Below are 12,258 nucleotides of genomic sequence, written 5' to 3' on the forward strand. Positions count from 1 at the left end.
TTGTTTGGTTGGAGGGACAAAATATTTTTAACTAAACCTAAATGCATCATCCATTTTAAGCCTTAACAATCGTGAAATAAGTATTAATAATTAGTACATTATAAAGATTCTATAAAAGATAGCAGCACAAATGTAGCGAACCCTGAAATTCTTGCATAGAAATAGGCTCAAATTTTTTAGGGATTCTAAATTTATTTAGAATTATTTCTGCACAAGTCTATATAAATCCTTAATTTTGCAATTTGGCACCTATTTTTCCGTTAAGAGTTGTTTAGAAATGCAATCGTATTGAAAATGAGCGATTAGTTAGGATAATTAAATTTGCTCTAAAACTATTGCTGCATAAACAAATTACAGAAAATTTATACAACATCAATAACTCTAACATCCTCATCTATTTTTAAAATGTCTAGTAAATACCTCTATATATTTTTCTTCCTTTCTTTTTGCTCATTTACAATTGTAGAACAGTCATTTGGTCAGTCCAAAAGGGAATACATTAAAGCTGTAGCCCAAAAAGGAGATGGCATTTATGTCTTGTTGGGGCGTTATCATTTAGATCGTAGCGATTGTTGCCTAGAGCAGTTTTGCAAACTCAATGGTTTGAAAAAAAATTCTAGCCTAAAGTTGGGAAAAACCTATAAGTTGCCGATTCGTAAATATTATTACAACCAAAAGTCCATCCGTTCAACGGCCAACATCAAGGATTGGCAAAGTGCCAAACAAATCGAGCGCTACAATGATTTGATGGTAGAATTGGGATACAAAGCAAGTGATTTTAGGCGTGGAACACGAGAACTATGGGTGCCTCATCACATGAAATATTGCCCTTTGGATGTGTCTAAGTTTGTTCCTAAGAATCGTAATTTTCCAATTTTTGGAGAAAAATATGCTCATGTCCCTCTAAAAGACGACAAACTAGCTGGAGCTGTTTACTACATCGTGGCAGGGCATGGAGGTCCTGATCCAGGTGCAATGGCGAAATACAACGGAAAATACATCTGTGAAGACGAGTATTCTTATGATATCTCTTTGCGCTTAGCACGCAATTTAATAGAGCACGGGGCAATTGTTTATTTTATTGTGAGAGACAAAAACGATGGCATTAGAAACTTGGAGTATTTAAAACCAGATATGGACGAACGTTGTTGGCCTAATGACGTTATTCCTGTATCTCAAAAACCTCGTTTGGAGCAGCGTTCTACTATTGTCAACGAACTGTATGAACAAAACAGAAGAAGAGGGATAGAGTATCAACGACTCATTGAACTACATGTTGATTCTAGGGTAAAATCTAAGCGGATTGATTTATTTTTTTATTATTACCCTACTAGTCAAGCAGGCAAAGCCTTGGCGTCAAAACTGCATCTAACAATGAAGAAGAAATATGCTGTTAATCGAAAATCAGGAGAATATCACGGAACAGTGACACCCAGAGATTTGCATATGCTTCGAGAAGTAAAACCATTGCCTGTTTTTATAGAAGTTGGAAACATTCAAAATCCAAGAGATCAAAAAAGGATTTTGTATCCTAGCAACCGACAAGCATTAGCAGATTGGTTAGAGGAAGGCTTGTTGAAAGATTACTAATCTTACCCTAAAAAAAGAATTAAAAAGGGCTATCAACCATGTTTTTTTGCTCAATAATTCCGTGTACTTGGTAGATTTCCCAATTGGTAAATTCCAAATTGGATTTAAAACCTATTCCCTCTATAATTTGAGTTGGTGTCGTAATTTTTACATACTGAGTAGACGAAATTTGTTCAGCAGGCTCATCCCATAACAGTTCATCTGTTTCTAGTAGTTCATTTTTATTGTTCCAAATTCGAACACTATCCTGCAAATAGACTTTTCGTTCTTTTTGAAATTGTTCCGCATAATTAGCAATCATTTTACTGGTTTGAATATGTTGTTCGTTATAGAAATCAGCATCAACACCTTGCGGAAATATTTGCTTGGGAGTGTCTCGCGCAATATAACGCAAAAGTACTGGAGCATGAATGGCTACTCGAACGACAGCAGAGTCGCTATACAATAATTCTACTCCTTCTGCGCGTTCAATTCCTACGGCATCCTGAAGTTGAATATCTTCTAAATCTTTGACCTGATCGCCCGAACAGGCAATAATGACTATAAACAAGAAAAGAATAGGGATCCACCTTAACACAAACCAGTTCATTGCACGTTTTTTATTTATTCCTAAATGAAAAATCAAATTGATAGTTAGAAGTACTCTATTGAGATAAGCGTTTTATGCCTTAGCCGATAGTGTACTAGCTAATGTCAAAGATAGCCTTTTTAGAATGATTTTATCAGATTTTATTATTCTGATAACATAAGGAGCAGATTGGTTTCTAAATTGTTAATTTAATAAAAAAATAGAAGGAACTTAATTTGGAATTATAGACATTAAATATTAAGTTTATACGGAACTAATAACAGAAGAAACCTGTTCTGTTTTATTCAAGGCGGAGACATTTTAGAGTGTATGAATATTCTAGTTTTTAACCTGAAATGTTAAAGTAGCACAAAAGAAAAGAAAAAGTTCAAGATTAAAAATCTGTTTAATAGCTGTTTAGCTACAATAAGATTTTTAAGAATACTTAAGGATATAATAATAGAACAAAAAGATTGAACTAGGCATTTGTTCTTTTTGTTTTAATAATGAAAAAGATTTACGAATTAAAAAAATAAATAGCCTATGGAAATTCGCACGCAAGCAGTTAATTTCGATGCAGACACTAAGTTGATAGAGTTTATTGATAAGAAATTAGGCAAACTAGAAACATTCTATGATAACATTGTTAGCACAGATGTTTTCCTGAAATTAGAAAAAACGGGGCAGGTACAAGATAAAGTAGCGGAAATAAAATTAAAAGTTCCAGGCTCTACTTTAGTAGTTAAAGAGACTAGTAAATCCTTTGAAGAGTCCGTAGATTTGGGCGCTTCATCGTTGCGCCGACAGTTGATCAAGTACAAGGACAAAAAAAATAATTAAAAAAAAAGTAAGTTTTTTTTTGAAAAAATTTGGAGAATAAAAAAAAGGCTGTATATTTGCATTCGCTTAGAGGGAACAACTTCTTCTAATAGTTCTAAGAAAGGCAGTGTATAACCTTTTTTTTAAGCCGATGTAGCTCAGCTGGCTAGAGCAGCTGATTTGTAATCAGCAGGTCGTGGGTTCGAGTCCCTCCATCGGCTCTTTTAAGAAAATATACAAGAATTTTTCAACAGGAATAATATCCGTTGAATGGGGGTGCGCCGGAGTTGGAGAGCCGGGCCAGACTGTAAATCTGGTGACTATGTCTGAGTAGGTTCGAGTCCTACCACCCCCACAAAAATTCATTTTTATATAAGCGGGAGTAGCTCAGTTGGTAGAGCATTAGCCTTCCAAGCTAACGGTCGCGGGTTCGAGTCTCGTCTCCCGCTCAAGTATAAATGTAAAAAAGGGAATGGTTCATTCCCTTTATTTGTTTATAATTGAGAATATTAACTTTTTGACAATTTTGCCAACGTAGCTCAGGGGTAGAGCACCACCTTGGTAAGGTGGGGGTCGGCAGTTCAATTCTGCTCGTTGGCTCGACAACTTGGCAGAAAAGTAGTATTTCTATTTTTCAAAAAATATATTTTAAAACTTTTTAATTATCTAGACTAACCATGGCTAAAGAAACGTTTGATCGCTCGAAGCCCCACGTAAATATTGGTACAATTGGACACGTGGATCATGGTAAGACCACTCTTACTGCTGCAATAACTAATGTTTTAGCAGATGCTGGTCTTGCTGAGAAAAAAGATTACTCAACTATTGACTCTGCACCAGAGGAAAAAGAGCGTGGTATTACTATCAACACTGCTCACGTTGAATACCAAACTGAAAACCGTCACTATGCGCACGTTGACTGTCCAGGTCACGCCGATTACGTGAAAAACATGGTAACAGGTGCTGCACAAATGGATGGTGCTATTCTTGTAGTTGCTGCTACAGATGGTCCTATGCCACAAACTCGTGAGCACATCCTTCTTGCTCGTCAAGTAGGTGTACCTAAGATTGTTGTTTTCATGAACAAAGTTGACCTTGTTGATGATCCTGAAATGCTAGAATTAGTAGAGATGGAAGCTCAAGAGATCCTAGAGTCTTATGGATTCGAAGATTGTTCTGTAATCCAAGGTTCTGCTCTTAAAGCTCTTGAAGGTGATGCTGATGCTGTAGCTCAAATCAAAGAATTGATGGCTGCTGTAGATGCTGATATTCCATTGCCAGAGCGTGATGTAGATAAGCCTTTCTTGATGCCTATCGAGGATGTATTCTCTATCACAGGTCGTGGTACAGTTGCAACTGGTCGTATCGAGCGTGGTGTTATTAACACAGGTGATCCTGTAGAAATCGTTGGATTCCGTGATGCATCTGAAAAACCAATGACATCTACTGTAACAGGAGTTGAGATGTTCCGTAAAATCTTGGATCGTGGTGAAGCTGGTGATAATGCTGGTTTGTTGTTGCGTGGAATTGAAAAAGAAGCTCTTAAGAGAGGAATGGTTATTTGTAAACCAGGTTCTGTTCAACCTCACACAAAATTCGTTTGTGAAGTATATGTACTAGGTAAAGATGAAGGTGGTCGTCACAAGCCTTTCTTCAACGGTTACCGCCCACAATTTTACTTCCGTACAACTGACGTAACTGGTGCTATCCAACTACCTGAAAACGTAGAAATGGTAATGCCAGGTGATAACTTGACTATTACAGTTGAATTGATCGCTCCTATCGCAATGGAGAAAGGTCTACGTTTCGCTATCCGTGAGGGTGGACGTACAGTAGGTGCTGGTCAAGTAACTGAAATTATCGAATAATAAAGGTCTTTCTTTGATCTTTTGAGATATAAAAGAAGGGTTGAGCAAATAATTGCTTAACCCTTCACTTACGGGTGTAGCTCAATTGGCAGAGCATCGGTCTCCAAAACCGAGGGCTGGGGGTTCGAGTCCCTCCACCCGTGCTATTCTTCATTAGAATTCATACGAACAACAATGGTTGATTATTTTAAACGTAGCATGAAAGAACTTACCGAAGAGGTAACTTGGCCTACTTGGGCTGAATTGCAAAAAACAACGGTTGTTGTTATTGCAGGTTCTGTGTTTTTGGCATGTCTAATCGCATTAATGGATTTTATCTGGGTTAATGTATTAGGCGTTTTATATTAAGATTATTACAAGATAAATTTTGTGATTATGGGCTCGGTAGAAACGAAATGGTATTGCTTGAGGGTGGTCTCTAATAAAGAACGTAAAATTAAAGAGCGTTTGGATTTGGAAATAGATCGTAATGGTTGGAGAGACGTTGTACCGAACATCATTGTACCAACTGAAAAGGTTTACAAAATTCGTAATGGTAAAAAAGTAATCCAAGAACGTACGCTTACTCCTGGTTATATTCTTGTTGAAGCAGTAGTAAGGCATACACCTACAGGTATGAAATCTGCCTTGAATGGCAACATCATTCAAGCAATGACTTCCATCAAAGATGTGATCCACTTTTTAGGAAAGAAGAATCCTACTCCAATGAGAGATCACGAAATTACAAGAATCTTAAGTAAAGTTGATCAGTCTTCTGAAACAGGTGAATCTCTAGCAGATCCATTCTTGGTTGGTGAAGATGTAAAGGTAACAGATGGTCCTTTCAAAGATTTTCCAGGCGTGGTCAAAGATGTTAATGAAGAAAAGAAAAAACTCACCATCATTACCAAGGTATTTGGTAGAGAGACTGAGGTTGAATTGAACTTTATGCAAGTTGAAAAAAACTCTTAAATATTTGTAAGTAATGGCAAAAGAAGTCGAAACGTTTATTAAGCTACAAGTAAAAGGAGGACAAGCAAATCCAGCTCCACCAGTAGGTCCTGCATTGGGTGCTAAAGGTGTAAATATCATGGAATTCTGCAAGCGTTTTAATGCAGATACCCAAGATAAAATGGGTCAAGTATTGCCTGTCATCATTACTGTATTCAAAGACAAATCGTTTAGCTTTGTAATCAAAACCCCTCCAGCTGCTGTTCAGTTATTGAACGCTGCAGGTCTTAAAAGTGGTTCTGATCAGTCAAACCGTAACAAGGTGGGTTCAGTTACTTGGGATCAAGTAAAGGAAATCGTCGAAAACAAAATGCCTGACCTTAACTGTTTTACAGTTGAGTCTGGTATGAAAATGGTTGCAGGTACGGCTCGAAGCATGGGGATTAATGTTACTGGTACAGCTCCTTGGGACAACTAGTCAAAATGAACGTACAAGTGCAAGACACTTGAAAACACAATTCTATTAAAAAATAGGTAATACTTACCTCGTTTACTTATTTAGAAAATTTAATTATTAAAATGGGAAAAATTACTAAAAAAAGAGCAGAAGCAGAAAAGAAAATCGAAGCTGGTAAGCTCTATTCCCTAGAGGAAGCAATGGCTCTTGTAAAAGAGGTCAATATTGCGAATTACGATGCGTCTGTGGATTTACACGTCCGTTTGGGAGTTGATCCACGTAAAGCTGACCAAAACCTTCGTGGTACAATTACTTTGCCTCACGGTACTGGTAAGGACAAGAAAGTATTGGCACTTTGTACTCCTGACAAAGAGGAAGAAGCAAAGGCTGCTGGTGCAGACTACGTAGGTTTGGATGAGTACCTTACTAAAATGCAAGGTGGTTGGTTAGATATTGACGTTATCGTTGCAATGGCGAACGTAATGCCAAAGCTTGGTCGTCTAGGTAGAGTATTAGGACCTCGTGGTCTTATGCCGAACCCAAAATCTGGAACAGTAGTAACAGCTGGTCAAAGTTTGGGAGATGCAATTAGCTCTATTAAGAAAGGGAAAACTTCTTTCCGTGTTGACAAATACGGTATTGTTCACACTTCAATAGGACGTGTTTCTTTCACTCCTGAGAAGTTGCATGATAATGCAAAAGAAGTATTAAACACTTTGACTAAAATGAAGCCTTCTTCTGCTAAGGGAACTTACATGAAGAGTATTACAACGGCTACTACTTGCAGTCCTGGTGTTGCTATTAATACCAAATTGAAATAATTGGCAAACTCTTTTGATCAAGCTTTAAAAATTAATATAAAATGACAAAAGCAGAAAAAACGTCAGTTATCGAAGAGTTAGCTGTTAAATTTGAGGATAGTAAATACTTCTATGTAACAGATTGCTCTGAACTGAATGTTGAAACAATAAATAAATTAAGAAGAACATGCTTTGAGCAAGATATTCAACTAAAAGTTGTTAAGAATACCTTGATCAGAAAAGCTTTGGAAAAAGCTGCAGAAAAGAACGAAGAAAACTATGAAGATATTTATGGTGTTCTTAAAGGTGCTTCTGCATTAATGTTCACAGAAACTGGTAATGCTCCAGCTAAATTAATCAAAAACTTTAGAAAGGACGAAGATAAAGAAAAGCCGTTGTTAAAAGCTGCTTTTGTTGAATCTGAAGTGTATGTTGGTGACGGAGAACTAGAAGCTTTGGTTAACATCAAATCTAAAGAGGAGCTTATCGGGGATATCATTCTATTGTTGGAGTCTCCAATCAAAAACCTTGTTGGTTCTTTACAATCTGGTGGAAACACAATCTCTGGATTGCTTAAAGCATTGGAAAGTCGCGGCGAATAGCACTTATGGTCTAAATAAAGTTGTTCTTTGTTACACGCAACTTTTTATTGAAGCTACTTCTTTGCTTCCACACAGAATTGCTTCGTAAATATTTTATTTGGAAAACTTATTTCTCTTAGGAAATTTAAAATCAATAATCAAAATGGCTGATCTAACTAAATTAGCAGAAGAACTAGTAAACTTGACAGTAAAAGACGTTAAAGAACTAGCTGACATTCTTAAAGAAACTTATGGTATCGAGCCTGCTGCTGCTGCTGTAGCTGTAGCTGCTGGACCTGGTGCAGCTGGTGGAGATGCTGCTGCTGAGAAAACTGAATTTGACGTAATGTTGAAATCAGCTGGTGCTGGTAAGTTGAAAGTTGTTAAAGAAATCAAAACTCTATTAGGTGTAGGTCTTAAAGAAGCAAAAGAACTTGTTGACGGTGCTCCATGTGCTGTTAAAGAAGGTGCTCCTAAAGACGAAGCTGAGAGCTTAAAAGCTGCTTTGGAAGCAGTAGGTGCTGAAGTAGAGTTAAAATAATGAAAGTTTGGTGATATCTACGCATACACTATACTTTTAAATATAAGTGTAGGCTTAGTTACTCTATGGTAGCTAAGCCTATTGCTCTATTAATAATCTGACAAAAGTCGGATTTTCCTGTTTTATTTTAATAGAATATTGCCAATTGTAATTATTTGATAATAAATTGGCAGAACAATATTCTATTCTGCGTCGTAACTTTATAAAATTAGCTTCATGTCATCTCTTAACAATACAAGCCATCGCGGTGCACCTGAAAATACAAGACATAATTTTGGTAAAATTAAGCATGAGGATCAATATCCTGATTTCTTAGAGATCCAAGTGAAGTCTTTTCAGGAGTTCTTTCAATTAGAGACTACTCCAGAAAGCAGAATCAACGAGGGTTTATACCAAGTGTTTCAGGAGAATTTTCCTATCACAGATGCCCGTAATATTTTTGTTTTAGAATTTTTGAACTATTTTATCGACCCCCCACGATACTCTATAGAAGAGTGTATGGAGCGAGGTCTGACATATAGTGTGCCTCTAAAAGCAAAATTACGTCTTTCTTGTAATGATGAAGAACACGTGGATTTTGAACAAACTGTTCAAGATGTATTTTTGGGAAATATCCCATACATGACACCTAAAGGTACCTTTGTTGTAAATGGTGCTGAACGTGTTATTGTTTCTCAATTACATCGTTCACCAGGTGTATTCTTCGGTCAAAGCCGTCACCCTAATGGTACAAAGATTTATTCTGCTCGTGTAATTCCTTTTAAAGGAGCATGGATGGAATTTGCTACTGACATCAACTCTGTTATGTATGCATACATCGACCGTAAGAAAAAGTTCCCTGTGACTACGTTGTTGCGTGCTATCGGTTATGATGGAGATAAAGATATCTTAAACTTATTCGGTTTGGCAGATGAAATTCCTGCTACTCGCGAATCTTTAGAAGCAAACTTGGGAAGAAAATTAGCTGCTCGTGTTTTGCGTAACTGGACAGAGGACTTCGTAGATGAAGATACTGGGGAGGTTGTTTCTATCGAACGTATTGAGGTTATCTTGGAACGTGATGTTATCCTAGACGCTTCGAATATTGAAGATGTTCTTGAGGTAGATGTTGAAAGTGTAATCCTTCAGAAGGAGGATGTAGAAGAGGACTACTCGGTAATCTACAATACTTTGCAAAAAGATACTTCGAACTCAGAAATCGAAGCCGTTCAACATATTTATCGCCAATTGCGTGGTTCTGACCCACCAGATGAGGAAACAGCAAGAGGTATTATTGAAAAATTATTCTTCTCTGACAAGCGTTACAACTTAGGGGATGTTGGTCGTTATAAGATTAACAGAAAACTAGAGTTAAACACAAGCCGTGACGTTAGCGTACTTACCAAAGAAGATATTATCGAAATTGTAACTTATTTGGTTCGTTTGATCAACCAAAAAGCGGAAATTGATGATATCGATCATTTGAGTAATCGTCGTGTCCGTACAGTTGGAGAGCAATTATATTCTCAGTTTGGAGTAGGTTTGGCTCGTATGGCTCGTACCATTCGTGAACGTATGAATGTTCGTGATAACGAGGTGTTTACGCCAGTAGATTTGATCAATGCTCGTACACTATCTTCTGTTATCAACTCTTTCTTTGGTACCAGTCAGTTATCACAGTTTTTGGATCAAACCAACCCTCTTTCTGAAATTACACACAAACGTCGTATTTCAGCACTAGGACCTGGTGGTCTTTCTAGAGAGCGTGCAGGATTTGAGGTGCGTGACGTTCATTACTCTCATTATGGTCGTTTGTGTACGATTGAAACTCCTGAGGGACCTAATATTGGTTTGATCTCTACACTTTGTGTACATGCAAAAATCAATAAAATGGGCTTTATCGAAACGCCTTATCGTCCTATTTTGGATGGTATACGGGTAGATTTTGGTAATAATCCTCAATACTTGTCAGCAGAACAAGAAGATTACAAAATTATTGCTCAAGCGAATGCTAAGCTAAATACTAAAGGAGAATTTGCAACAGACCGTATTAAGTGTCGTCAACATGGTGAATTCCCTGTATTAAGCCCAGATGAAATTGAGTTTATCGATATTTCTCCGAATCAAATTGTAGGTGTTTCGGCTTCTTTAATTCCTTTCTTGTCTCATGATGATGCCAACCGTGCCTTGATGGGATCGAACATGCAGCGTCAAGCGGTACCTTTATTAAAACCTCAGTCTCCAATTGTTGGAACTGGATTGGAAGGTAAAGTGGCTCGTGATTCTAGAATGTTGATTAATGCAGAAGGGGATGGTGTTGTTGATTATGTAGATGCAACAAAAATTGTTATCAAATACGATCGTACAGATGAAGAACGTGCGGTGTCTTTTGATGATGATTATACTACTTATGACTTGGTTAAGTTTAGAAGAACAAACCAAAACTCATGCATCAACTTAAAACCAATCGTAGCAAAAGGAGAGCGAGTACATTTAGGAAAGGTTCTTTGTCAAGGATACGCTACACAAGATGGTGAGTTGGCTTTGGGACAAAACCTAAAAGTAGCCTTTATGCCTTGGAAAGGGTATAACTTTGAGGATGCGATTGTTCTTTCTGAGCGTGTTGTTCGCGAAGATATCTTTACTTCTTTGCACATCGAAGCGTTTGAAGTAGATGTTCGCGATACAAAATTAGGAGAAGAAGAATTTACAAATGATATTCCTAACGTAAGTGAAGATGCGACTCGAAACTTGGATGAGAACGGGTTGATTCGTATCGGTGCTTGGATTAAGGAACGTGATATTATTGTTGGTAAGATTACGCCTAAAGGTGAATCTGATCCAACACCAGAAGAAAAATTACTACGTGCAATTTTTGGTGACAAAGCAGGTGATGTAAAAGATGCTTCTTTAAAAGCGTCTCCTTCTACTAAGGGGGTTATCATTGATAAGCGTTTGTTCAAACGTGCGAAGAAAGATAAAGTACAAAAAGCAATGGATAAGAAATTGCTATCTAAATTGGATAGTGATTTTGATAATGAAATTGCTAAGTTAAAAGATACTTTAGTAACGAAGTTGTTGGCTCTGTTAGAAGGAAAAACTTCTGAAGGAATCAAGTCAATTTACAATGAGCAATTGATCGAAAAAGACGCTAAGTTTACAGAACGTGGCTTAAAAGACATCGATTATAGCGCGGTAGATTACTCGAATTGGACCAATGATGACAACACGAACAAATTGGTTCGTCAGTTGTTACACAACTACAGTATTAAAGTAAATCAAATCATTAGTAACTACAAGCGCGACAAATTTGCGATTACGATTGGTGATGAATTGCCTGCTGGAGTACTCAAATTAGCTAAGGTTTACTTGGCTAAGAAACGTAAACTAAAAGTAGGAGATAAATTAGCTGGTCGTCACGGTAACAAGGGAATTGTTGCTAGAATTGTTCGCGATGAAGATATGCCATACTTGGAAGATGGAACACCAATGGATATTATCTTGAATCCACTTGGGGTACCTTCTCGTATGAACCTTGGACAGATATTCGAAACTGTTCTTGGGTGGGCTGGTGAGAAACTAAACATGAAGTTTGCAACGCCTATTTTTGATGGAGCAAAATCTGACCAAATTGACAAATTTGTTCAAGAGGCTGGATTACCTTACTTTGGTCAAACGCATTTATACGATGGTGAGACTGGAGACCGATTCCATCAAGAAGCAACGGTTGGGGTTATCTACATGTTGAAACTGGCGCATATGGTAGATGATAAGATGCACGCTCGTTCTATCGGACCTTACTCGTTGATTACTCAACAACCATTGGGTGGTAAAGCTCAATTTGGTGGTCAGCGTTTTGGTGAGATGGAGGTATGGGCACTAGAGGCATTTGGTGCGGCTAGTATCCTTCAAGAGTTATTGACCATTAAGTCGGATGATATTATTGGTCGTGCTAAAGCATACGAAGCAATCGTTAAAGGGGATAACTTGCCTGAGTCTAGTATTCCTGAATCATTTAACGTATTGGTGCACGAACTTAGAGGGTTAGCCCTTGAAATTAAGTTTGAATAAGACACGAATTACGCTTCGTTGTTTTAAGAATAAAAATAAATAGCTTATTTATAT

The 12,258-nt window shown here is 37.4% G+C and carries 11 protein-coding genes and 5 tRNA genes; 15 read left to right on the forward strand and 1 reads right to left on the reverse strand.

The window, feature by feature from the left end:
* Positions 1-405: 405 nt before the first annotated feature.
* Entirely contained in the window at positions 406-1,590 is a 1,185-nt protein-coding gene (locus CG11_RS13090) for an N-acetylmuramoyl-L-alanine amidase (RefSeq protein ID WP_081909547.1), read from the forward strand.
* Positions 1,591-1,609: 19 nt separating this feature from the next.
* Here CG11_RS13090 and lptC read toward each other — a convergent pair whose 3' ends face one another.
* Positions 1,610-2,179: an LPS export ABC transporter periplasmic protein LptC gene (gene lptC / locus CG11_RS13095; RefSeq protein ID WP_052596874.1), complete on the reverse strand. Its 570-nt coding sequence runs from the start codon at positions 2,177-2,179 to the stop codon at positions 1,610-1,612.
* A gap of 522 nt (positions 2,180-2,701) precedes the next feature.
* Between lptC and raiA the strand changes: the two genes are divergently transcribed.
* From raiA to rpoB, 14 genes are all read left to right on the forward strand, one after another.
* Positions 2,702-2,998, forward strand: a complete 297-nt coding sequence (gene raiA, locus CG11_RS13100; protein ID WP_052596875.1) for a ribosome-associated translation inhibitor RaiA — start codon at positions 2,702-2,704, stop codon at positions 2,996-2,998.
* A 126-nt stretch (positions 2,999-3,124) separates the two neighbouring features.
* Positions 3,125-3,198 (forward strand) — tRNA-Thr (locus tag CG11_RS13105).
* Positions 3,199-3,249: 51 nt separating this feature from the next.
* A tRNA-Tyr gene (locus CG11_RS13110) sits at positions 3,250-3,332 on the forward strand.
* 21 nt (positions 3,333-3,353) lie between these two features.
* Positions 3,354-3,426, forward strand: a tRNA-Gly gene (locus CG11_RS13115).
* 79 nt (positions 3,427-3,505) lie between these two features.
* A tRNA-Thr gene (locus CG11_RS13120) sits at positions 3,506-3,577 on the forward strand.
* A gap of 77 nt (positions 3,578-3,654) precedes the next feature.
* Positions 3,655-4,845 carry an elongation factor Tu gene (tuf, locus tag CG11_RS13125; RefSeq protein WP_052596876.1) on the forward strand — a complete coding sequence of 397 codons (1,191 nt, stop codon included), beginning with the start codon at positions 3,655-3,657 and terminating at the stop codon, positions 4,843-4,845.
* 70 nt (positions 4,846-4,915) lie between these two features.
* A tRNA-Trp gene (locus CG11_RS13130) sits at positions 4,916-4,988 on the forward strand.
* A gap of 31 nt (positions 4,989-5,019) precedes the next feature.
* Entirely contained in the window at positions 5,020-5,193 is a 174-nt protein-coding gene (secE, locus tag CG11_RS29070; RefSeq protein WP_063833100.1) for a preprotein translocase subunit SecE, read from the forward strand.
* A 27-nt stretch (positions 5,194-5,220) separates the two neighbouring features.
* Positions 5,221-5,796, forward strand: coding sequence for a transcription termination/antitermination protein NusG (gene nusG / locus CG11_RS13135; protein ID WP_052596877.1), 576 nt, complete (start codon positions 5,221-5,223; stop codon positions 5,794-5,796).
* A gap of 13 nt (positions 5,797-5,809) precedes the next feature.
* Positions 5,810-6,253, forward strand: a complete 444-nt coding sequence (rplK, locus tag CG11_RS13140; RefSeq protein WP_052596879.1) for a 50S ribosomal protein L11 — start codon at positions 5,810-5,812, stop codon at positions 6,251-6,253.
* A 101-nt stretch (positions 6,254-6,354) separates the two neighbouring features.
* Complete coding sequence (gene rplA, locus CG11_RS13145; RefSeq protein ID WP_052596882.1) at positions 6,355-7,053, forward strand: 50S ribosomal protein L1; 699 nt, start codon at positions 6,355-6,357, stop codon at positions 7,051-7,053.
* 41 nt (positions 7,054-7,094) lie between these two features.
* Entirely contained in the window at positions 7,095-7,634 is a 540-nt protein-coding gene (rplJ, locus tag CG11_RS13150; RefSeq protein WP_052596886.1) for a 50S ribosomal protein L10, read from the forward strand.
* Between the two features lie 142 nt (positions 7,635-7,776).
* The gene (gene rplL / locus CG11_RS13155) at positions 7,777-8,154 is read left to right on the forward strand and encodes a 50S ribosomal protein L7/L12 (protein WP_052596889.1); all 378 of its coding nucleotides are present in this window, start codon (positions 7,777-7,779) and stop codon (positions 8,152-8,154) included.
* A gap of 216 nt (positions 8,155-8,370) precedes the next feature.
* Positions 8,371-12,204, forward strand: a complete 3,834-nt coding sequence (gene rpoB, locus CG11_RS13160; protein ID WP_052596890.1) for a DNA-directed RNA polymerase subunit beta — start codon at positions 8,371-8,373, stop codon at positions 12,202-12,204.
* The last annotated feature ends 54 nt before the right edge of the window (positions 12,205-12,258 follow it).

The sequence above is a fragment of the Aureispira sp. CCB-QB1 genome (assembly GCF_000724545.1).
Taxonomy (GTDB): domain Bacteria; phylum Bacteroidota; class Bacteroidia; order Chitinophagales; family Saprospiraceae; genus Aureispira.